The sequence below is a fragment of the Nocardioides alpinus genome (assembly GCF_900112035.1).
Lineage (GTDB): Bacteria > Actinomycetota > Actinomycetes > Propionibacteriales > Nocardioidaceae > Nocardioides > Nocardioides alpinus.
Genome location: NZ_FOKC01000012.1, coordinates 31490 through 53549, shown reverse-complemented (window position 1 = coordinate 53549; position 22060 = coordinate 31490). Strand labels below are relative to the sequence as shown.

Below are 22060 nucleotides of genomic sequence, written 5' to 3'. Positions count from 1 at the left end.
CCGAGGGTCAGCCGGGGGTCGTACGGCCCTGCAGGTGGGGTGATCCGTCCTTCGGGTCGGTGAGGGCGAACGTCCAGCCGGGCCCGTCCTCGCGCGCCGCGAAGGCCACGGTGCTCGGCAGGAACACCGGCTTCTTGAAGGCCACGTCGACGGTCACGGCGCCCGGCAGGCGGTTCTCGATGGCCGCCACGGAGCGCGCCAAGGTCCACATCCCGTGGGCGATCTGGCGCGGGAAGCCCAACGCCCTGGCGGTCAGGGGGTGGAGGTGGATCGGGTTGGCATCGCCCGACACCGAGGCGTACGTCCGGCCGAGGTTGGCGGGCAGCCGCCACTCGATGCCACCGGAGGGCGGGTCGGCGATGACCAGGCCGGTGGTGGTGTCGCCGTCGACCGAGCGGCCCCGTCGCAGGTAGGTCGAGGTCGACTCCCACGCGGGCTCGCCGGCACCGGAGACCGTGGTGACGAAGTCGAGCAGGACGCCCCTCGCGTGCGGTCGCGGAGCCAGGACCTCGGTCGTCACGTCCAGCGCCTCGCCGATGCGGATGGGGCGGTGGGCAGTGAGGGTGTTCTCGACGTGCACCATCCCGATCGCGGCATAGGGGAAGGCCGGGTCGCTCATGATCGCCATGTGGAGCGGGAAGGCCAGCAGGTGCGGGAACGTCACGGGTACGACGTCCTTGCGCGGGAACCCGCACACCGCGGCGTACGCATCGACGCGGGCGCGCTCCGTCACCACCTGCCCGCGGTGGTAGGCCAGGCCGGTGAACCCGCTCGCCGGGGCCTTGCGCACCCCGGGCAGCCGGTTGACGCCCGGCACCGCCGGCAGCGCGGCGCGGACCAGCGTGCTCAGTCCGCCGGGCTCGCCCGACAGGGTCTTCGACTCCCGGATCGCCATCAGGCGCCCAGCATCATCTGGCCGCACACGCGGACCACGTTGCCGTTGACCGCGCCCGATCCGGCGCTGGCGAACCACGCGATGGTCTCGGCCACGTCGACCGGCAGGCCGCCCTGCGACAGGGCGTTGAGCCGCTGACCGACCTCGCGCGTCGCGAACGGCACCGCGGCGGTCATCTGCGTGATGATGAAGCCCGGCGCGACGGCGTTGACGGTGATGCCGTCCTCGAGCTCGTCGCGCAGGCTCTCGACGAGGCCGATGACGCCGGCCTTGGAGGTCGCGTAGTTGGTCTGGCCGACGTTGCCCGCGATGCCGGCGATCGAGGCGACCCCGACGATGCGACCGCCGGCGTGGACGACGCCTGCGTCGAGGAGCTCGCGGGTGATGAGCTCGGGCGCGGTGAGGTTGACGGCGATGACGCTGCTCCAGCGGTCCTCGGCCATGTTGGCGAGCTTCTTGTCGCGGGTGATGCCGGCGTTGTGGACGACCACGTCGACGCCGCCGTGGTGCTTGCGGAGGTGGTGGGCGATGCGCTGCGGCGCGTCCTGGGCGGTGATGTCGAGGACGAGGTGGTCGCCGTCGAGCTCAGTCATGAGGGTCTGCAGCTCGCTGGCAGCCTGGGGCACGTCGACGCCGACGACCTTCGCGCCGTCGCGGTGCAGCACCCGGGCGATCTCCTCGCCGATGCCGCGGCTGGCACCGGTGACGAGGGCGACCTTGCCGGCCAGGGGGCGGGTCCAGTCGGTGACCTCGTCGGTCGTGGTGGCCCCGTGGACGCCGACCCGGACCACCTGGCCCGAGACGTAGGCCGACTTGGGGGAGAGGAAGAACGCGAGCGTGGAGGCAAGGGCGCCGTCTGCGGCGGGGGCGACGTAGGCCAGCTGGACGGTGCCGCCGCGCCCGATCTCCTTGCCGAGCGAGCGCGTGAATCCCTCGAGGGCGCGCTGCGCGATGCGTTCGGAGCCCGACCTGAGCTCCGGCGGCGTACCGATCACCAGCACACGGGGGCACGACTCGAGGCGCCGCATCAGCGGGGTGAAGAACTCCTGGAGTGCGACCAGCCCGGCTGTGTCCTCGATGCCGGTGGCGTCGAAGACCAGGGCCTTGGCCCGGGTGCCCTCGACGAGCTCGCCGGCCGATGCGATGCCGAGGCCGTCGAGGGTGGTGGGCAGCACCTCGGCCAGGCGACCCGAGCCGCCGAGCACCACGACGCCGTCGACGAGGGGAGCACCTTCGGACCAGCGCTCGAGCGCGGTGGGGTCGGGCAGGCCGAGGTTCTTGACGAACAGCCGGCCGATCGAGGTGGACGTGAAGCCCTGGTAGCGGTCGCTCATCGACTGAGTGGCTCCTCTTCAGGTAGGGGGCGGGTGCGGGTCGGGTGCGGACAGGCGAGAGACATGTAACTCGGAGTGCAACTCCGAGTCCACTTTTCGTGACGTGGCCCTCACACCGTTGGCGCGGGACACCACACAGGCAAGGATAGGAACATGCAGCCCACCACCCGTCCCGTCGCCGTCGTCGGCGGCAACCGCATCCCGTTCGCCCGGTCCAACACGGTCTACGCCGGGGTCTCCAACCAGGAGATGCTGACCGCCGCCATCGACGGGCTCGTCGACCGGTTCGACCTGCAGGGCGAGCGCCTCGGTGAGGTCGTGGCCGGTGCGGTCCTCAAGCACAGCCGCGACTTCAACCTCACCCGCGAGTCGGTCCTGGGCTCCAAGCTCGCCCCCGAGACCGCCGCGACCGACATCCAGCAGGCGTGCGGCACCGGCCTGCAGGCGGCCATCCAGGTGGCCAACAAGATCGCCCTCGGTGTCATCGACGCCGGCATCGCCGGCGGCACGGACACCACCTCGGACGCGCCGGTCGCGATCAGCGACAAGCTCCGCAAGAAGCTGATGAAGGTCAACTCCGCCAAGGACACGACCAGCAAGCTCAAGGCGCTCGGCGCCATCCGGCCCGGAGACATCGGTCTCGACATCCCCCAGAACGGCGAGCCCCGCACGCGCCTGTCGATGGGCGAGCACGCCGCCCTCACCGCCCTGGAGTGGCGGATCACCCGCGAGGCCCAGGACGAGCTGGCTGCCCGCTCGCACCACAACCTCGCGCGGTCCTACGACGAGGGCTTCCACGACGACCTGGTGACACCGTTCCGCGGCGTCGAGCGCGACAACAACCTGCGCCCGGACAGCTCGGTCGAGAAGCTCGCCACCCTCAAGCCGGTCTTCGGACGGGGTGTGGCCGCCACCATGACCGCCGGCAACAGCACGCCTCTCTCCGACGGCGCGTCCGCGGTGCTGCTCGCGAGCGACGAGTGGGCCGAGGAGCGCGGGCTGCCGGTGCTGGCGCACCTCGTCGACGCGGAGACCTCGGCCGTCGACTACGTCAACGGCCACGAGGGGCTGCTGATGGCACCGGCGTACGCCGTGCCGCGGATGCTGGCGCGCAACGGCCTGACCCTGCAGGACTTCGACTTCTACGAGATCCACGAGGCGTTCGCCTCGCAGGTGCTCTCGACCCTGGCCGCGTGGGAGGACCCGGTGTTCTGCCGGGAGCGCCTCGGCCTCGACGGCCCGCTGGGCTCGATCGACCGCGAGCTGCTCAACGTCAACGGCTCCTCGCTGGCCGCGGCGCACCCGTTCGCCGCGACCGGGGGTCGGATCATCCCGGTGGCCGCCAAGCTGCTCGCCGAGAAGGGCAAGGGTCGCGCCCTGATCTCGATCTGCGCGGCCGGCGGGCAGGGTGTGGTCGCCATCCTCGAACGCTGAGGCTCGAGCGCTGACCCGTCCCGGTCGGCGTCCGGTAGGGTCCACACCGATCGACATCCTTTAACGAGCCGTCCCGTGAGGCGGAGAAGGAGGTCCGGCGCGCAGATGCCTGCCCCCGACGACACCACCCCTGGTCCCGTGAGCGACCGTGCGGATCACACCGTCCTGGACGCCCGTGACATCTCCCGGGCGCTGACCCGCATCTCGCACGAGCTGCTCGAGCGCAACAAGGGCGCGCACGACCTCGTCCTCCTCGGGCTGCACACCCGTGGCGTGCCGCTCGCGCGCCGGATCGCGGAGAAGATCGCCGCGGTCGAGGGTGCCCCGGTGGCCGTCGGCGAGCTGGACGTGACGCTCTACCGCGATGACCTGCGCTCGCAGCCCACCCGGCGCTCGCACAAGACCGTGCTGCCGCCCGGTGGCATCGACCGGAAGGTCGTCGTGCTGGTGGACGACGTGCTCTTCTCCGGCCGCACCATCCGCGCGGCCCTCGACGCGCTGGCCGACCTCGGTCGCCCCTCCGCCGTACGCCTCGCAGTGCTGGTCGACCGCGGTCACCGCGAGCTGCCGATCCGTGCCGACCACGTCGGCAAGAACCTGCCCAGTGCCCTGGCCGAACGCGTCAGCGTCCGCCTCGTCGAGGTCGACGGCACCGACGAGGTGAGCATCTCGTGAAGCACCTGCTCTCGATCGACGACCTCTCCACCGACGAGATCCACGCGCTGTTCGCCACGGCCGCCGACATGCACGACGTGCAGGGCCGTGAGGTCAAGAAGCTGCCCGCGCTGCGCGGACGCACGGTCGTCAACATGTTCTTCGAGGACTCCACCCGCACGCGCTCGTCGTTCGAGATCGCCGGCAAGTGGCTCTCCGCCGACGTGATCAACGTCAGCGCCAAGGGGTCGAGCACGTCCAAGGGTGAGAGCCTGCGCGACACCGTGCTCACGGTCTGCGCGATGGGCGTCGACGGCCTCGTCATCCGCCACCCCGCCAGCGGCGCGGCCCTCCAGGTCAGCGAGTGGGTGGACGCAGCGGTCATCAACGCGGGTGACGGCATGCACGAGCACCCGACCCAGGCGCTCCTCGACGCGTACACGCTGCAGCGCCGGCTCGGCTCGCTCGAGGGCCGACATGTCGCGATCATCGGCGACCTGACCCACAGCCGCGTCTTCCGGTCCAACATCCAGTGCCTGACCCGACTCGGCGCCCGCGTCACCGTCGTGGCTCCGCCCACCCTGATGCCGAGCGGGATCACCACATGGTCGGCAGCGGCGGGCTTCGAGACGTCGTACGACCTGGACGACGTGCTGCGCGGTGACGGCGTCCACGGCGAGCCTGACGCCGTCATGATGCTGCGCGTGCAGCGGGAGCGGATGTCCGGCGCGTTCTTCCCGAGCGCACGGGAGTACACCGTCGGCTACGGGCTGACCCGCAACCGGCTCGCGCTCCTGAGGCCCGACGTACCGATCTGCCACCCCGGGCCGATGAACCGCGGGCTCGAGATCGCCGCCGACGCCGCCGACGCCGCGCAGTCGGCCGTGCTGGAGCAGGTCTCCAGCGGGCTCGCGATCCGGATGGCCGTGCTCTACCACCTGCTTGCCGGAGAGACCGATGGAGGGATGGCCTGATGTCGCTGGTGATCAAGGGAGCCTCGCTGCTCGGCGAGCAGGCAGGCGACCTCTACGTCGACGACAGCGGCCTCCTCGTGGAGGCCGCCCCGTCGGGCGCCGAGACGATCGACGCCGACGGCCTGGTCGCCCTGCCCGGGCTCGTCGACCTGCACACCCACCTGCGCGAGCCCGGACGCGAGGACGCCGAGACGATCCTCACCGGCTCGCAGGCAGCAGCGCTGGGCGGCTACACCGCGATCCTCGCCATGGCCAACACCTCGCCCGTCACCGACACCGCCGAGGCGGCCACCCGCGTGTGGGAGCTCGGTCGCGAGGCCGGCCTGGTGCACGTGCAGCCGGTGGGCGCGGTGACCCGAGGACTGGGCGGCGAGGAGCTCGCCGAGCTCGGCCTCATGCACCGCTCGCGTGCCGGCGTCACAGTCTTCTCCGATGACGGCAGGTGCGTCCACGACGCGCGCGTGATGCGCCGGGCCCTGGAGTACGTCAAGGCGTTCGGCGGCGTGGTGTCCCAGCACTCGCAGGACCCGTCGCTCGCCGGTTCCGCCGCGTGCTGCCACGAGGGCGAGCTGTCCGGGCGGCTCGGCCTCCCCGGCTGGCCCGGCATCGCCGAGGAGGTGATCGTGGCGCGTGACGTCATGCTCGCCCGCCACACCGGCTCGCGGGTCCACGTCGCCCACGTGTCGACCGCCGGCTCGGTCGAGGTGCTGCGGTGGGCCAAGGCCCAGGGCATCGACGTCACCGCCGAGGTGACGCCCCACCACCTGCTGCTGACCACCGACCTGCTCACCGGCTACGACCCGACCTACAAGGTCAACCCTCCACTGCGGCCGCAGGAGGACGTCGACGCGCTCCGCGGGGCGCTCGCCGACGGCACCATCGACGCGGTCGCCACCGACCACGCGCCCCATGCGCGCCACGACAAGGAGCACGCCTTCGTCGACGCGGCCTTCGGGATGCTCGGGCTGGAGACGGCACTGGGTGTCGTCCGGATGGCGATGCCGGACCTGTCGTGGACCGACGTCGCGCGGGTCATGTCGCTCACGCCCGCCAGGATCGCCGGGCTCGCCGACCAGGGCCGGCCGCTGGCCCCGGGCTCGCCCGCCCACGTCGTACTGGTCGACCCGGACGCCGCGATCACCGTCGACCGCGACGCCTCGGCCTCGCTGTCACGCAACAACCCGTGGCACGGGCGGCACCTCACCTCGCGTGTCGTGCACACCGTGTACGCCGGCCGCGTGACGGTCCGCGACGGCGCGCTGGCCTGACGCAGCGGCACCCGACGACCGCCCCGGCCCGCGAAGGTGGCGGCGGACGACATGTGGCGGGTCGGTTGCGATGTCGTGTGCCGCCACCCTGGAGGCCTGGCCCGCGAAAGTGGCGGCGGACGACACGTGGCGGGTCGGTTTCGATGTCGTGTGCCGCCACCCTCGGGCCCGGGCGACCGCACGCAGGCGCGGAGCGGGCGCGCCCGCCGCGGGTCACCCCCGGGGCGACACCACGCCCGTCAGCGGGTCGCGGTCCGTGAGGCAGTAGACCTGGCCGCCCGGCGCGGACAGGACCGTCCAGTAGGCGTGCACTCCCACGACGCTCGCGCCGAGCTCCACGTGACGGTCGGTGTCGCCCGCGCGGTCGGACGTGGCGAGGTCGGGGTGGGCGCGCACCGGCCCGTCGCCTTCACCCAGGCGCTGGAGCAGGAGGCGAGGCTGGTCCGGAGCCACGAGCCTCGCGAAGCCGGGCGCCGTGGCCTCCTGCAGCTCCCGGCCGGTGAGGTCGCGCCAGAAGGCGACCTCGACGTCCCACGAGCTCGACGGGATGTCGAGGCAGACCTGGTCGAGGATGGTCGACCCGTCGCGCACCAGGGCGGGCGCACCGTCCCGCAGGGTCTGGCAGAAGAGGAAGCCACCGGGCGACCGCATCACCTCCACGTCGTGATAGCTCCACGCGGTGGTCGCTCCCAGCGTGCGGGCCTGCTCGATGCTGGCGGGCCGGTCAGCGGTGTCGAGGTCGAGATGGATGCCCGAGGGCCGGTCGACGGCCTGCACCTTGACGTACGCCGATCCGGCCGGCGGCACCAGCGTGAGGAACTGACCGTCCTCACCCCGTCGCTCCGACGGCGTCCAGCCGGTGACCGCCGACCAGAAGGCCACCGCGTCGTCGAAGGCCGCAGCCGGGGTGTCGAGGAAGACCTGGATCCACGGCAGAGGGCGCATGACGCCGATCCTGACATCTCGTAGGGTCGAGAAGATGAGCGACGTCCCGCACCTGCTGCACACGGTCCTCGACGCCCGCGACGCCCGGCGCGAGGCGGAGTTCTGGCGCGAGCTTCTCGGTCTGGCCTACCGCCCCGGCGACGAGGCGACCGACGGCAAGGACGACGTCGACTGGCTCGTGCTCACCCATCACGACGGGCGGCGCGCGCTGGCGATCCAGGAGGTGGAGTCGCTGCCGGCCAGCCGCTGGCCGGAGCCCGGCCATCCGTCGGTGAGCCACCTCGACACCACGGTGCCGAATCGACACGACCTCGACGCGGTCCACGACCGGGTGCTCGCGCTCGGCGGGGAGCTCCGCCTCGACCGCGCCGACGACCCCGACGAGCCACTGCGTGCCTATGCCAGCCCGGCCGGCCACGTCTTCTGCGTGTTCGTGGCGCCGTCCTCCCCGGGGGACGTGCCCCGGACGCTGACCGGGACGTGTGCCTTCCGCCTGATGCCCACCGAGGAGCTCGCTCCGGCGCGCTCCACCGTCGTGATCGACGAGGTGGCTGCGGGCCGCGCGACCCTGATCACCTACACCTGGGCCCACCCCGACGACGGCGAGCAGACGGGGACGCTCGTGCTGGGCGTCCCTGCGGACGACGGAGCCGTCACCGGCTCCTGGGTCGACAGCTGGCACCAGCCCGACGTCGTGCTCCTGGGCGGCACGGGAGCGGGAGGGTCGTGGTCCGTCGGGTACGACTACGCGCCCGGGTGGCGTTGGGAGGTCGACGTCACGGTCGGCTCCGCGTCGCTCGAGATGGTCATGCGCAACGTCGTGCCCGAGGGGCAGGACGGACCGGCGGGGCCGTACGACGTGATGCAGGCGCGCTGGACCTGAAGGATCACGCCAGCCCGAGGGCCCGCGCCTCCTCCCAGAGGTCGTCGCGCACGCTGGGGTGGGCGGCCTGCTCGATCAGGTTGCGCGCCTGCTCCCGCTCGTCACGACCCCACATCCACGCGATGCCCTGCTCGGTGACGACGGCGCCGTGCTGGAAGGACGTCACCGGCTCGTCGACCAGCGGCACGATCGTGGAGACGTCGGCACGCGGGTGCCAGCTGCGCAGCGCCATGAAGGCCCGACCGCCGGGGGAGTGGCTGGCCCCGACGGTGAAGTCGGTCTGCCCGCCGAAGCCGCTGTAGATCCGGGCGTCGATGCGTGAGGCGTTGGCCTGGTCGAACAGGTCGACCTGGAGCGCGGTGTTGATCGAGGTCATGGCCGGCTGCCGCGCGATCTCGGCGGGGGAGTTGGTCGTCTCGGTGCGCAGCATCCGCACCCGCGGGTTGTCGTCGACCCAGTCGTAGAGCTCCTGGCTGCCGAACACGAACGACGTACGCGCCGGGGTGCCGCGGTCGAGGGCACCGGCCTCCTCCAGGGCGAGGACGCCGTCGCTGAACATCTCGGTCCAGATCCGCAGGCCGCGGCGCGCGAGGACCCCGGCGATCGTGGCGTCCGGGACCTCGCCGATGCCGGCCTGCAGGGTGGCGCCGTCACCGATCTCGGCCGCGACCCGCGACCCGATCAGCCGGGCGTCGTCGCTCGGGGGCCGGGCCGTGTGCGTGGCCAGCGGTGCATCGACCTCGACGCCGAGGTCGATGTCGTCGACCGAGACCTCCGCGTCGCCGAAGGTCCACGGCATCCGGGGGTTGAGCTGGGCGATCACCAGCGCGCCCCGCGCCCGGGCCGCCTCGATCGCGGCGGGGAGCACGTTGACCTCGAGGCCGAGCGACACCATGCCGTCCCGCGGGGTGGTGGTGTGGACGACCACGACGTCGGGGGCCAGGGGCCCGTGGAAGAGCCTCGGCACCATCGACAACCGGCAGGGGACGTACGACAGGCGCGGGTGCCGGCGGAACCCAGGGCCGACGAAGGTCGTCTCGGGGACCACGCCGTCGTGGATCGGCAGCTCGCGCTGCGCGTTGAGCGCATGGAGGCGCGCCGCAGGCAGCTCAGCCAGGAGGGGGCCGAGCAGGACCACCGGCGAGGCGAAGTTGCCGCTGGTCACCACACGGGGCGTCCGGTCGAGGGACCCGCAGTGCTCGCGCACCGCGCGGACGGCCAGGTCGAGCTCGACGACGCGCATGCGGGACAGCGTGACAGCACGGCGCCGAAAACCGGTGGGCCATCCGGCCCGCTCGTCCTAGGCTTTGGTCCTCATGTGGATCCAGGACTGAACCCGACTCGCGTCCGCGGCGGCGCCCCAGCGCGCCCTCCTGCCCGGCGAATCCCCTCCTGATCGCGAAGGACCGCCGCATGCCTGCGCCCACCATCCATGCTCCCCTCGTCGTGTCCGGACTGTCGGTGACCTATCCCGACCGGACGGTCCTCGCTGGGGTCGACCTGCTCGCCCAGCCCGGGCGCCGCATCGGTCTGGTGGGGGAGAACGGTGTCGGCAAGTCCACCCTGCTCCGTGCCGTGGCCGGCCGGTTGCCCGCGACCGCACGGCTCTCCGGGACCGTCCGGGCGCCGGCGGACCTCGTCCTCCTCGGGCAGGAGCCGCCCTTCCGGGATCGCGCGACCATCGCCGAGGTGCTCGCCCTGACCCTCGCCCCGCTGCGCACTGCCGTGGCCGACGTGGAACGGCTCGCCGCGTCGGTCGGCACCGAGGACGGCGATGCGGCCTACGGACACGCACTGGAGCAGGCGCTCGCCCACGACGCGTGGGATGCCGACCGACGTGCGGCGGTCGCGGCCCAGCGGCTCGGGCTGGAGGCGCTCGACGTGGAACGACCGGTCGGCACCCTGTCGGGCGGCCAGCGGACCCGGCTCGCGCTCGCCACGATCATGACGACCCGACCGTCGTGCCTGCTGCTCGACGAACCCACCAACCACCTCGACGACGACGCGATCGACGTGCTCACGGCCTTCCTGAGCGACCTCCCCGGCGTGGTCGTGCTCGCCAGCCACGACCGGGTCCTTCTCGACGACACCTGCACCGACCTCGTCGACCTCGATGCAGGGGAGCTCGGCACCGACGGCGGGGGTGGTCGTCGCTTCGGCGGCGGCTGGAGCGCCTACGAGGCAGCCCGAGCGGACGCGCGCCGCCGCTGGGAGGAGGCGTACGCCGCGCAGCAGGAGGAGCTCGGCCGGCTGCGGGCCGCGACCAGGATCGGCACCGGCGCGATCGCGCACGACCGCGGACCGACGGACGGGGACAAGTTCATCTACTCCTTCAAGGGCGGGCGCGTGGAGCAGACGCTCGCCCGCCGCAAGAAGGACGCCCAGCGTCGGCTGGACATCGCGGAACGGCAGCAGGTGCGCAAGCCTCCGGTCTCGCTCGCCTTCCGTGGCGAGCTGACGGCGCCGGCATCGGGCCGGCTGGTGCAGGCCATGGATGTGGAGGTCGCCGGCCGGATGCGGGTCTCGCGCCTCGACCTGGCGGCGGGGGAGCAGCTGCTCCTCACTGGCCCGAACGGGTCCGGCAAGTCGACGCTCCTCGGGGTGCTCTCGGGTCGGCTCCGCACCACGGCCGGCACCGTCGACGTCACCGCGCGAACGGTGCGCGAGGTCACCCAGGACCCGGCGGTCGCCGACCCGGCACGCTCCGCGCTGTCGACGTACGACCTCGCGGTCAGGGCGCTCGTCGACCCGCCCTCCCTGCGCGACCTGGGGCTCCTGCACCCGCGCGACCACCGGACGCCGGTCGGCAGCCTGTCGGTCGGCCAGCGGCGCCGGCTCGGTCTCGCGGTCGCGATCGCCGCGACGCCCGACCTGCTGCTGCTCGACGAGCCGACCAACCACGTCTCACTGGCCCTCGCCGGCGAGCTCGAGGAGGCGCTCGCAGCGTCCCCGGGCGGGGTCGTCCTGGCCTCGCACGACCGCTGGCTGCGCCGCCGCTGGCCCGGTCCCGAGATCACGCTCACCCCCTGGTGAGACGCCGACCCGGCGACCGGCCGAGCCGTGGACGCGATGCCCGGAAGGGGCGGGCGCGCTGGTAGGGTCGGCGACGCTTCGAACATCCTTTAACGATCCGTCCTGTGAGGCGGAGAAGGAGGTCGGCATGGCTCTGCCTGCCCCAGCCCAGCCCCGATCAGCACTGCTCGTGCTCGAGGACGGACGCACCTTTCGCGGTGAGTCGTTCGGCGCCGTCGGCGAGACCTTCGGCGAGGCGGTGTTCTCCACCGGCATGTCCGGCTACCAGGAGACGTTGACCGACCCGAGCTACCACCGCCAGGTCGTGGTGATGACGGCCCCGCACATCGGCAACACCGGGATGAACGACGAGGACCAGGAGTCCTCGCGCATCTGGGTCGCCGGCTACGTCGTCCGCGACCCCGCCCGCGTGCCGTCCAACTGGCGCAGCGTCCGCACCCTCGACGACGAGCTGCGTGACCAGGGTGTCGTCGGCATCTCCGGCATCGACACCCGGGCACTGACGCGCCACCTCCGCGAGCGCGGCGCCATGCGCGTCGGGATCTCCACCACCGAGAGCGACCCCGAGCGGCTGCTCCAGCGGGTGCTGGAGTCCGGCGAGATGGCCGGCGCCAACCTCAGCGAGGCGGTCTCCACCCCTGAGCCCTACGTCGTGCCGGCGCAGGGCGAGAAGCGGTTCACGGTCGCTGCGATCGACCTCGGCATCAAGGCCAGCACGCCCCGGATGATGAGCGAGCGCGGCATCGAGGTGCACGTGCTGCCCGCGACCTCGAGCCTCGAGGACGTGCAGGCGGTCGCCCCCGACGGACTGTTCTTCTCCAACGGCCCCGGCGACCCTGCGGCCACGACCGCCCAGGTCGAGCTGCTGCAGGGGGCGCTGCGCGCCGGCCTGCCCTACTTCGGCATCTGCTTCGGCAACCAGCTCTTCGGTCGCGCACTCGGCTTCGGCACCTACAAGCTCAAGTACGGCCACCGCGGCATCAACCAACCGGTGATGGACCGCACGACCGGCAAGGTCGAGGTCACCGCGCACAACCACGGCTTCGCGGTCGACGCGCCGCTCGAGGGCTCGACCAGCACGGAGTTCGGGGAGGTCACGGTCAGCCACGTCTGCCTCAACGACGACGTCGTCGAGGGGCTCGAGCTGCGCGACGCAGCGGGCGCCCTCACCAGCTTCTCCGTCCAGTACCACCCCGAGGCGGCCGCCGGCCCGCACGATGCGGCGTACCTCTTCGACCGCTTCGCCGATCTCATGGGGTCGGTTCCGACACGCTCGACCAGCCCGACGGAGGCCTGACATGCCGAAGCGCACCGACATCAAGAGCGTGATGGTCATCGGCTCCGGGCCGATCATCATCGGCCAGGCCTGCGAGTTCGACTACTCCGGCACCCAGGCGTGCCGGGTGCTGCGCGAGGAGGGCCTGCGGGTCATCCTCGTCAACTCCAACCCGGCCACGATCATGACCGACCCCGAGTTCGCCGACGCGACCTACGTCGAGCCGATCACGCCCGACTTCGTCGAGAAGGTGATCGCCCAGGAGCGCCCCGACGCGCTGCTGGCCACCCTCGGCGGGCAGACGGCCCTCAACTGCGCGATGGCCCTCGACAAGGCGGGCGTGCTCGAGAAGTACGGCGTCGAGCTGATCGGCGCGTCCATCGAGGCGATCGAGCGTGGCGAGAACCGCCAGCAGTTCAAGAAGATCGTCGAGCAGCTCGGCGGCGAGAGTGCGCGCAGCGTCATCTGCCACACGATCGACGACCTGCTCGCCGCCGCCGACGACCTCGGCTACCCGATGGTCGTCCGCCCGTCCTTCACGATGGGCGGCACCGGATCGGGCATGGCCTACGACGAGGCCGACCTGCGCCGCATCGGCGGCTCCGGACTGGCCGCCAGCCCGACCACCGAGGTGCTCCTGGAGGAGTCGATCATCGGCTGGAAGGAGTACGAGCTCGAGGTCATGCGCGACAGCGCCGACAACAGCGTCATCGTCTGCTCGATCGAGAACCTCGACCCGATGGGCGTCCACACCGGCGACTCGATCACCGTCGCACCCGCGCTGACGCTCACCGACCGCGAGTACCAGAAGATGCGCGACCTCGCGATCGCGATCATCCGCGCCGTCGGCGTCGACACCGGCGGCTGCAACATCCAGTACGCCGTCAACCCGGCGGACGGCCGCCTCATCGTCATCGAGATGAACCCGCGCGTCTCGCGGTCCTCGGCCCTGGCGTCGAAGGCGACCGGCTTCCCGATCGCCAAGATCGCCGCGAAGGTCGCCATCGGCTACACCCTCGACGAGATCCGCAACGACATCACGGCGCGCGAGGACGGGTCGAGCACACCCGCGTCCTTCGAGCCGACCCTCGACTACGTCGTGGTGAAGGTGCCGCGGTTCGCCTTCGAGAAGTTCCCCGAGGCCGACCCGACGCTGACCACCCACATGAAGTCGGTCGGCGAGGCGATGGCCATCGGGCGCAACTTCACCGAGGCGCTGCAGAAGGCGCTGCGCTCGCTCGAGAGCAAGCACGCGCCGTTCGACTGGCACAAGCACTTCGACGACGACCTCGCCTCAGCGGAGTCCAAGGCCGCGCTGCTCGAGGAGATCAAGGTCCCGACCGATGGTCGCCTCAAGAAGGTGATGGACGCGATCCGCGCGGGCGCCACGCCCGAGGAGGTCTTCGAGGCCACCAAGATCGACCCCTGGTTCCTCGACCAGCTCGCGCTCATCAACGAGGTGGCGGTCCAGCTCATCGACGCCGCAGAGCTGACACCCGACCTGCTGCGACTGGCGAAGCGCCACGGCTTCTCCGACGAGCAGATCGGCCGGATCCGCGGCCTGAGCTCCGACGTGATCCGCGGCGTGCGCCACGCGCTCGGCATCCGGCCGGTCTACAAGACGGTCGACACCTGCGCCGCCGAGTTCGCGGCCCGCACGCCCTACCACTACTCGTCCTACGACGAGGAGACCGAGGTCGAGCCGCGGGCGGAGGGCAAGGAGGCCGTGATCATCCTCGGCTCCGGCCCCAACCGCATCGGCCAGGGCATCGAGTTCGACTACAGCTGCGTCCACGCGTCGATGGCGCTCGCCGAGGCGGGCTACGAGACGATCATGGTCAACTGCAACCCGGAGACGGTGAGCACCGACTACGACACCTCCGACCGGCTCTACTTCGAGCCGCTGACGCTCGAGGACGTCCTCGAGATCGTCCACGCCGAGACGCTGGCCGGTCCGATCGCCGGCGTCGTGTGCCAGCTCGGTGGCCAGACCCCGCTCGGGCTGGCCCAGGGCCTGGCGGACGCCGGCGTCACCATCGTCGGGACCTCGCCGGAGTCGATCCACCTCGCCGAGGAGCGCGGCGCCTTCGGTCGCGTCCTGGCCGACGCCGGCCTCCCGGCGCCCAAGCACGGCACCGCGACGTCCTACCCCCAGGCGCAGCGGATCGCGCACGAGATCGGCTACCCGGTGCTCGTGCGCCCGTCGTACGTCCTGGGCGGGCGCGGCATGGAGATCGTCTACGACGACAGCGCGCTCGAGGCCTACCTCGAGAAGTACGTCGCCAACGGGCTGATCAACGAGCGCCAGCCGGTGCTGGTCGACCGGTTCCTCGACGACGCGGTCGAGATCGACGTCGACGCGATCTTCGACGGCGACGAGCTCTTCATGGGCGGCGTGATGGAGCACATCGAGGAGGCCGGCATCCACTCCGGTGACTCGTCGTGCGCGCTGCCGCCGATCACGCTGGGGCGCGAGGAGATCGACCGGATCCGCCGCTCCACCGAGGCGATCGCCCGCGGCCTCGACGTGCGGGGACTGCTCAACATCCAGTTCGCCCTCGCCTCCGACGTGCTCTACGTGCTCGAGGCCAACCCGCGCGCCTCGCGCACGGTGCCGTTCGTCTCCAAGGCCACCGCCACGCCGCTGGCCAAGGCGGCGGCGCGGGTGATGCTCGGCGAGTCCATCGCCGACCTGCGCGCGGCGGGTGTGCTGCCTGCGACGGGCGACGGTGGGCACCTGCCCGACGGGTCGCCGATCGCGGTCAAGGAGGCGGTCATGCCCTTCGACCGCTTCAAGACCGCCGACGGCCGCACGGTCGACGCGCTGCTCGGTCCGGAGATGCGCTCCACCGGTGAGGTGATGGGCTTCGACGCCGTCTTCGGCACCGCGTTCGCCAAGGCCCAGGCCGCGGCCTACGGCTCGCTGCCGCTGTCGGGCAAGGTCTTCGTGTCGGTCGCCAACCGCGACAAGCGGCACATGATCTTCCCGGTCAAGCAGATCGCCGACATGGGCTTCGAGATCCTCGCGACCGCCGGCACCGCCGAGGTGCTGCGCCGCAACGGCGTCCAGGCGACCGTCGTGCGCAAGCACTCCGAGGGCGAGGGACCCGACGGTGAGCCGACGATCGTGGGCCTGATCTGGGCGCGCGAGGTCGACCTGGTGATCAACACGCCCCACGGGGCGACCAGCGGAGGCTCGCCGCGGATGGACGGCTACGACATCCGCACCGCCGCGGTGTCCACCGACATCCCCTGCATCACGACCATCCAGGGCCTGGGCGCCGCCGTGCAGGGGCTGGAGGCGATGCGCCGCGGCGACATCGGCGTCCGGTCCCTCCAGGACTGGGCGAAGATGCGGCCCCATGCCGGTCGAGCCGAGTCGAGGCCATGAAGCCGTACGACGTCCTCTTCGAGCAGGCCCTGACCCGGGTCGACCCCGAACGCATCCACCGCGCGGCGTTCCGCGCGGTCCGGGCGGCGGTGCCGGTGACCGGGCGCGTCCTGCGGATGCCGTCGGCGCCCGTGCGGGCGCTGGGCCTGTCGTTCCCGCACCCGCTCGGCCTCGCGGCCGGCTTCGACAAGAACGCCGTCGGCATCGACGGACTCGCCGCGCTCGGGTTCGGCCACGTCGAGATCGGCACCGTGACCGGCGAGGGCCAGCCGGGCAACCCGCAGCCGAGGCTGTTCCGGTTGACTGCCGACCGGGCGATCGTCAACCGGATGGGGTTCAACAACGACGGCGCCGAGGTGGTGGCGCGGCGGTTGGCCGCGTGGCGCGAGTCTCGACGCCGCTCGACCGACGAGGTGATCCTCGGTGTCAACATCGGCAAGACCAAGGTCGTCCCCGAGGAGGAGGCGTCCCGTGACTACGAGAAGTCGGCGGGACTGCTCGCCCCCTACGCCGACTACCTCGTCGTCAACGTCTCCTCGCCCAACACCCCCGGGCTGCGCGACCTGCAGGCCGTCGAGAAGCTCGCGCCCCTGCTCGACGCCGTACGCCGTCGCGCCGACGAGGTGCGCCCCGACCACCGGGTGCCGCTCCTGGTGAAGATCGCCCCCGACCTCAGCGACGACGACGTGCTCGCGGTCGCCGACCTCGCCCTCGCGAGCGGCCTCGACGGCATCATCGCCACCAACACCACGATCAGCCGCGACGGCCTCGCCACTGCACCGGAGGTCGTGGAGCAGGTCGGCGCCGGTGGACTCAGCGGTCGGCCACTCACCCAGCGGTCCGAGGAGGTCGTACGCCTCCTCCGCCAGCGGGTCGGGGCCGACCTCACGCTGATCGGCGTGGGTGGCATCACCACCGTCGACGACGCACGGCGCCGGCTCGAGGCCGGGGCGGACCTCCTGCAGGGCTACACCGGGTTCGTCTACGAAGGCCCGCTGTGGCCGCGCCGCATCGTGCGGGGACTGGCCCAGGGCACGTGACACGGATGCCCGAGGCCCATGGCTGAGTCGCGCGCGCCGGTGCACGTCACCGGCGAGGTCGTGGCGACGAAACGCATCGGCGGCTACCGGCACCTCACCCTCACGGCTCCCGGCGTCCCGGAGAGCTTCCGGGCCGGCAACTTCGTCGCGGTCACCGTCGAGGGGCACGTCGCCCGACGAGCGCTGTGGGTCCACCGTGTCCGCGCGTCCAGCGCCTTCGGGCCCACCCTCGACGTCGTGGTCGAGACCCGGGGGAGCGGCACGGCGTGGCTGGCCGCGCAACCGGTGGGCGCGCGCGTGACGATCACCGGCCCTCTGGGGCGTCCGTTCGCCCTGCCCAAGGACCCGGTCTCCTGCCTGCTCGTGGGCGAGGGCTACGCCGCGGCGCCCCTGTTCCCGCTGGCCGAGCGGCTGCGCGAGCGCGGTTGCCAGGTCTCCCTGCTCGTCAGCGCCCCCGACGAGGCGCACCTGCTCTCCGCCCTCGAGGCGCGGCGCTCGGCCCGCTCCGTCACGGTCCTCACCGCCGACGGCTCCGTGGGCCAGCGCGGCACGGTGGCCGACCACGTCGACGACCTGCTGGTCCGCAGCAACGCCGACGTCGTCTACGCCGCCGGTCCCACCGCTGTGATCCGCGCAGCGGCCGCAGCGGCCGAACGCGCCGGAGCCTGGAGCCAGGTGGCGGTCGAGGTTCCCACCCCGTGCGGCACCGGCCTGTGCCACGGGTGCCCGCTCCCGGTGGTCGGTGAGGACGGCGTGGACCGGGTCATCCGTGCCTGCACCGAGGGACCGGTCGTCCGGGGCGACCGCGTCCGCTGGGAGGCAATGTGAGCGCGCGGGTGCCCGGCCCGGTCATGGTCGCCGCGGGCTGCGGTGGCACCGGACGCGAGCTGGAGCCCTACCTCGGACCAGCAGGGCTCGACGGTCTCGACTTCGTCACCCGTTCGATCACCCTCGACGCCCGGCCCGGTGGCCCTGGGCCGCGCCTCGTCGAGGTGCCAGGGGGGATTGTCAACGCGGTCGGCCTGCCCAACCCCGGCCTCGAGCACTTCCTCGCGACCGAGCTGCCGTGGCTGGTCCGCGCGGGTGCGCGCGTCATCGTGTCGATCGCCGGCGCGACGATGGGGGAGTACGCCGACCTCGCACGCCGCCTCAGCCGCGCGCCCGGCGTCGCGGGGCTGGAGGTCAACGTCGGCGCTCCCGACGAGGTCGGGGTCGGGCTCTTCGAGGTCCGCGAGCCGTACCACTCGGCCAGTGTCATCGCCGCCGTACGTCGTGAGTTCCCCGCCGACCGGCCCGTGCTGGCCAAGCTCCGCCCCGATGTCTCGCGCATCGTCGAGGGCGCCCGCTCCTGCCACGAGGCCGGCGCGACGGCAGTCGTGGTCGGCAACGCCGTCCCGGCCGCCTTCCCCGACGGGAGGGCGGGCGGACTCAGCGGTCCCGCGATCGCACCGATCGCCCTGCGATGCGTGGCCACCGTCCACCAGACCGTGCCCGAGGTCCCCCTGATCGCCTGCGGCGGCGTACGCGACGCCGCCTCCGCCACCGCCTACCTGCGTGCCGGCGCCTCGGCGGTCCAGGTCGGCACCGCCCTGCTCCACGACCCGACCACGCTGGCCCGCCTCAGGGCCGACCTCGAGACGTCCCACCAGGAGGACCCATGACCCCGTTCGGCACCCGGCTGGCCCAGGCGATCGAGGAGCGCGGTCGCTTCTGCGTGGGCATCGACCCCCACGCCGCCCTCCTCAAGGAGTGGGGCCTCGACGACGACGTCGCGTCCCTCGAACGCTTCGCCCTCACCGTGGTGGAGGCCGTGGCGCCTGTGGTCAGCGTCGTGAAGCCGCAGAGCGCGTTCTACGAGCGTTTCGGCAGCCGCGGCATCGCGGTGCTGGAGCGCGTCATCGCCGAGTCCCGCGCCGCCGGTGCGCTGGTGCTGCTCGACGTCAAGCGCGGCGACATCGGCTCGACCAGCCAGGCGTACGCCGACGCCTACCTCGACCCGACCTCGCCGCTCGCCTCCGACGCGATCACCGCCAGCCCCTACCTCGGCTTCGGCTCGCTGGACCCGATGGTGGACGCGTGCCACCAGCACGGCGCTGGCCTGTTCGTCCTCGCGCTCACCTCCAACAAGGAGGGCCCCGAGGTCCAGCGCGCGCAGACCGGCGGGGGCACGGTCGCCGGGGCGATGCTCGACCACCTCCGCCACCTCAACGCGGGCGCCACGCCGGTGGGCTCCTTCGGTGCCGTCGTCGGGGCGACCATCGGCGACCACGACGAGGACCTCGACATCAACGGCCCGTTCCTCGTGCCCGGCTACGGCGCCCAGGGCGGCACGACCGCCGACCTGGCCCGGATCTTCGGCACCTCCGCCCGCTGGGCGCTGCCCAGCTCCTCGCGCGAGGTCCTGCAGGCCGGGCCCGACGTCACTGCCCTGCGCGACGCGGCCCTGCGCGGCACCTCCGCCGTGCAAGAGTTGGGCGTGTGAGACCGCTCGTCGTCGTCCCGCTCCTCGTCTGCCTCCTCGCCTCTGGCTGCTCCGACGACCCGCAGGCCGACTACTGCGACAAGGTCGAGGAGCACCAGGCCGCACTCTCGGACATCGCCGCCTCCGAGGACGCGGGCGCACTGTTCGGTGCGCTCGACACCTACGACGACCTCCGCGAGGCAGCACCCCGCGACATCGCCGACGACTGGGCCGCCGTCGTCGACCCGCTGCGGGAGCTCGAGGACGTCCTCACCGAGCACGGCGTCGACCCGTCGACGTACGCCGCCGACGACCCGCCCGCCGATCTCGACGACGGGGCCCGCGCGGAGATCGAGGCCGCCGCCCGCACTGTCGGGTCCGAGCAGACCGTCACCGCGATGGCAGCGGTGGAGCAGCACGCGCTGGACGTGTGCGGGACGCCGCTGTCGCGATGAGCACCGACCGGTCCTGGTGGACCGCCCTCGCTGCCGCACTCGCGGTGGTGGGCGCGCTCGCCGGCTGCACCAGCACCGGGACCGAGGCCGACGCCCCCTCGCCGCCGCCCTCACAGGCGCCGAGCGCGACGTCCACCCAGGACGACCCGACTCCCGCGGCGGAGCCCGGAGAGGAACGCACCAGCGGGCGCCTCGGTGCCGCTGCGGCGCCGCCGACGGGGCTCGTCTACTACGCCGGACGTCGCGCTCGCACCGGTGAGCTGCTGCTCTTCGCCGAGCAGTCGACGTTCGACGGGCGCGGCGACCTGTTGCCGGCGACGCGCGAGGCGACGGGTGGTGCTCCCGTGGACCCGGACTACACGTCGCTGTGGAGCGGCGGTGCCATCGCCTCCGTCAGGCTCTTCTGGGACGGGGACGAGGGCTACTACCGGGTGCGCCTGCGCGACGGTCGGCGGACCCGGCGACCCGCGGGCACGTCGATGCGGGAGGCGCACCTGGCGATCCAGCAGGTGGTGTGGACCCTGCACTCGGTCGGCGGGATCCGGGCGCCCGTCAGGTTCAGCACCGGTCGCGACGACGATCCCGTCACGGACCTGCTGGGAGTGCCGGCGACCGGCCCCGACGACACCTACCTGGCAGCCCACCACAGCGGGGTGCTGAGCGCGGTCAACATCCTCACGCCCGCGGACGGGTCCCCGGTCGACGGGGTGGTGGAGGTCTCCGGCCTCGCAGAGTCCTTCGAGGGCACCGTCGGGGTGCGGGTCCGGGACCAGCGGGGCCGGGTCGTCCTCGAGGACGGCGCGCAGGCCGAGCAGTGCTGCGGGCGGCTCTTCCCCTGGACGTACGTCCTGGACACCACCGGCTGGCCTTCCGGGACCTACACGCTCGAGGCCCTCACAGACGACCCCGTGGGGATCGCCCAGGGCAGCGACGGCCCCGAGATCGAGACGAAGACGATCACGATCGACCAGACGGAGTGATCCGCCCCTGTTGCGAGGATCACTCCGCCGCCCGGTGGTGGTGGCCCGATTGCCTGCCCCGTCGCGTTCTGACTAGATTGACCCGAACCGAGCCGGACCCACCTCAATCCGATGCAGAAGGACAGCTTTCGTGGCCTTGCCCCCTCTGACGCCCGAGCAGCGCCAGGCAGCCCTCGACAAGGCTGCGGCCTCCCGACGCGAGCGGGCCGAGGTGAAGAACCGCCTCAAGAACTCCGGTGGGTCGATCCTCGACGTGCTGCAGGAGGGCCGCACCAACGAGGTCATCGGCAAGATGCGTGTCGTCGAGCTCCTGCAGTCGGTCCCCGGCCTCGGACGCGTCCGCGCCCGCCAGACGATGGAGCGCCTCGGCATCGCCGAGAGCCGCCGGGTGCGAGGCCTGGGCGTCAACCAGGTCGCCGCGCTCGAGCGCGAGTTCGGCCCCGACGCGTCGTGACCGAGCCCTCCCGCCTGATCGTCCTCGCCGGTCCGACCGCGGTCGGCAAGGGCACCGTCGCGGCCGACGTACGTCGCCGGCACCCCGAGGTCTGGCTCTCCGTCTCCGCGACCACCCGGGCGCCGCGACCCGGCGAGGTGAACGGCGTCCACTACTGGTTCGTCTCCGACGACGAGTTCGACGCGATGGTCGCCCAGGGCGAGCTGCTCGAGTGGGCCGTGGTCCACAAGGCGGCCCGCTACGGCACGCCCCGCGGACCCGTCGACGCAGCCCTGACCGCCGGCCAGCCGGCGATGCTCGAGATCGACCTGCAGGGCGCGCGCCAGGTGCGCGAGAACATGCCGGAGGCGGTGCTGGTCTTCCTCAAGCCGCCGTCGTGGGACGAGCTCGTACGCCGTCTCGTCGGCCGCGGCACCGAGAGCGAGGCCGAGCGGGAGCGTCGGCTCGAGACCGCGCGGGCCGAGCTCGCCGCCGAGAGCGAGTTCGACGTGACCATCGTCAACCACGAAGTTCACGCTGCAGCCGAGCAGTTGGTAGCCTTGATGGTTGGACCCGTTTCCAACCGATCTGACTAGCGAGGCAC

Annotated in this window: 20 protein-coding genes; 16 read left to right on the top strand and 4 right to left on the bottom strand. The window is 72.4% G+C overall.

Going from position 1 to position 22060, the window contains the following annotated elements:
- Window positions 1-7 precede the first annotated feature (7 nt).
- Together BM127_RS18700 and BM127_RS18695 are read right to left on the bottom strand one after the other, a co-directional pair.
- The gene (locus BM127_RS18700) at window positions 8-895 is read right to left on the bottom strand and encodes a MaoC/PaaZ C-terminal domain-containing protein (RefSeq protein ID WP_091201091.1); all 888 of its coding nucleotides are present in this window, start codon (window positions 893-895) and stop codon (window positions 8-10) included.
- On the bottom strand, window positions 895-2229 hold the full coding sequence (locus BM127_RS18695) for a 3-oxoacyl-ACP reductase (RefSeq protein ID WP_091201089.1): 1335 nt from the start codon (window positions 2227-2229) through the stop codon (window positions 895-897). Before BM127_RS18695 ends, BM127_RS18700 begins: the two co-directional genes overlap by 1 nt.
- Before the next feature lie 153 nt (window positions 2230-2382).
- Between BM127_RS18695 and BM127_RS18690 the strand changes: the two genes are divergently transcribed.
- From BM127_RS18690 to BM127_RS18675, 4 genes are all read left to right on the top strand, one after another.
- The gene (locus BM127_RS18690; RefSeq protein WP_091201088.1) at window positions 2383-3663 is read left to right on the top strand and encodes an acetyl-CoA C-acetyltransferase; all 1281 of its coding nucleotides are present in this window, start codon (window positions 2383-2385) and stop codon (window positions 3661-3663) included.
- Window positions 3664-3768: 105 nt separating this feature from the next.
- Window positions 3769-4338, top strand: a complete 570-nt coding sequence (gene pyrR, locus BM127_RS18685) for a bifunctional pyr operon transcriptional regulator/uracil phosphoribosyltransferase PyrR (protein WP_091201086.1) — start codon at window positions 3769-3771, stop codon at window positions 4336-4338.
- Window positions 4335-5291, top strand: a complete 957-nt coding sequence (locus BM127_RS18680) for an aspartate carbamoyltransferase catalytic subunit (protein ID WP_091201084.1) — start codon at window positions 4335-4337, stop codon at window positions 5289-5291. Before pyrR ends, BM127_RS18680 begins: the two co-directional genes overlap by 4 nt.
- Window positions 5291-6559 carry a dihydroorotase gene (locus BM127_RS18675; protein WP_091201082.1) on the top strand — a complete coding sequence of 423 codons (1269 nt, stop codon included), beginning with the start codon at window positions 5291-5293 and terminating at the stop codon, window positions 6557-6559. Before BM127_RS18680 ends, BM127_RS18675 begins: the two co-directional genes overlap by 1 nt.
- A 213-nt stretch (window positions 6560-6772) precedes the next feature.
- On the opposite strand, the gene BM127_RS18670 is transcribed toward BM127_RS18675, so the two are convergent.
- Complete coding sequence (locus tag BM127_RS18670; RefSeq protein ID WP_091201080.1) at window positions 6773-7504, bottom strand: VOC family protein; 732 nt, start codon at window positions 7502-7504, stop codon at window positions 6773-6775.
- A gap of 34 nt (window positions 7505-7538) precedes the next feature.
- On the opposite strand from BM127_RS18670, the gene BM127_RS18665 reads away from it, so the two are divergent.
- The gene (locus BM127_RS18665; protein WP_091201078.1) at window positions 7539-8387 is read left to right on the top strand and encodes a VOC family protein; all 849 of its coding nucleotides are present in this window, start codon (window positions 7539-7541) and stop codon (window positions 8385-8387) included.
- A gap of 4 nt (window positions 8388-8391) precedes the next feature.
- Here BM127_RS18665 and BM127_RS18660 read toward each other — a convergent pair whose 3' ends face one another.
- On the bottom strand, window positions 8392-9630 hold the full coding sequence (locus BM127_RS18660; RefSeq protein ID WP_091201076.1) for an acetyl-CoA hydrolase/transferase family protein: 1239 nt from the start codon (window positions 9628-9630) through the stop codon (window positions 8392-8394).
- Between the two features lie 170 nt (window positions 9631-9800).
- On the opposite strand from BM127_RS18660, the gene BM127_RS18655 reads away from it, so the two are divergent.
- The 11 genes from BM127_RS18655 to gmk all read left to right on the top strand — a co-directional run bounded on the left by BM127_RS18655 (window position 9801) and on the right by gmk (window position 22052).
- Window positions 9801-11420 carry an ATP-binding cassette domain-containing protein gene (locus tag BM127_RS18655; RefSeq protein WP_091201075.1) on the top strand — a complete coding sequence of 540 codons (1620 nt, stop codon included), beginning with the start codon at window positions 9801-9803 and terminating at the stop codon, window positions 11418-11420.
- 127 nt (window positions 11421-11547) lie between these two features.
- On the top strand, window positions 11548-12717 hold the full coding sequence (gene carA / locus BM127_RS18650) for a glutamine-hydrolyzing carbamoyl-phosphate synthase small subunit (protein ID WP_091201071.1): 1170 nt from the start codon (window positions 11548-11550) through the stop codon (window positions 12715-12717).
- Window position 12718: 1 nt separating this feature from the next.
- The gene (gene carB / locus BM127_RS18645; protein WP_091201069.1) at window positions 12719-16087 is read left to right on the top strand and encodes a carbamoyl-phosphate synthase large subunit; all 3369 of its coding nucleotides are present in this window, start codon (window positions 12719-12721) and stop codon (window positions 16085-16087) included.
- A complete protein-coding gene (locus BM127_RS18640; RefSeq protein ID WP_091201068.1) occupies window positions 16084-17127 on the top strand; it encodes a quinone-dependent dihydroorotate dehydrogenase in 1044 nt (347 codons plus the stop codon). The genes carB and BM127_RS18640 overlap by 4 nt, the downstream gene beginning before the upstream one ends.
- Before the next feature lie 18 nt (window positions 17128-17145).
- Window positions 17146-17955, top strand: coding sequence for an iron-sulfur cluster-binding protein (locus tag BM127_RS18635; RefSeq protein ID WP_091201066.1), 810 nt, complete (start codon window positions 17146-17148; stop codon window positions 17953-17955).
- Window positions 17952-18788, top strand: coding sequence for a nitronate monooxygenase (locus BM127_RS18630; RefSeq protein ID WP_091201064.1), 837 nt, complete (start codon window positions 17952-17954; stop codon window positions 18786-18788). The genes BM127_RS18635 and BM127_RS18630 overlap by 4 nt, the downstream gene beginning before the upstream one ends.
- Window positions 18785-19609: an orotidine-5'-phosphate decarboxylase gene (pyrF, locus tag BM127_RS18625; RefSeq protein ID WP_091201062.1), complete on the top strand. Its 825-nt coding sequence runs from the start codon at window positions 18785-18787 to the stop codon at window positions 19607-19609. The genes BM127_RS18630 and pyrF overlap by 4 nt, the downstream gene beginning before the upstream one ends.
- Window positions 19606-20043 carry a hypothetical protein gene (locus BM127_RS18620; RefSeq protein ID WP_091201060.1) on the top strand — a complete coding sequence of 146 codons (438 nt, stop codon included), beginning with the start codon at window positions 19606-19608 and terminating at the stop codon, window positions 20041-20043. The genes pyrF and BM127_RS18620 overlap by 4 nt, the downstream gene beginning before the upstream one ends.
- On the top strand, window positions 20040-21023 hold the full coding sequence (locus BM127_RS18615) for a Gmad2 immunoglobulin-like domain-containing protein (protein ID WP_139227801.1): 984 nt from the start codon (window positions 20040-20042) through the stop codon (window positions 21021-21023). Before BM127_RS18620 ends, BM127_RS18615 begins: the two co-directional genes overlap by 4 nt.
- A gap of 130 nt (window positions 21024-21153) precedes the next feature.
- Window positions 21154-21477 carry an integration host factor, actinobacterial type gene (gene mihF / locus BM127_RS22625; RefSeq protein WP_198554341.1) on the top strand — a complete coding sequence of 108 codons (324 nt, stop codon included), beginning with the start codon at window positions 21154-21156 and terminating at the stop codon, window positions 21475-21477.
- On the top strand, window positions 21474-22052 hold the full coding sequence (gene gmk / locus BM127_RS22620; protein WP_198554342.1) for a guanylate kinase: 579 nt from the start codon (window positions 21474-21476) through the stop codon (window positions 22050-22052). Before mihF ends, gmk begins: the two co-directional genes overlap by 4 nt.
- Window positions 22053-22060: the final 8 nt, after the last annotated feature.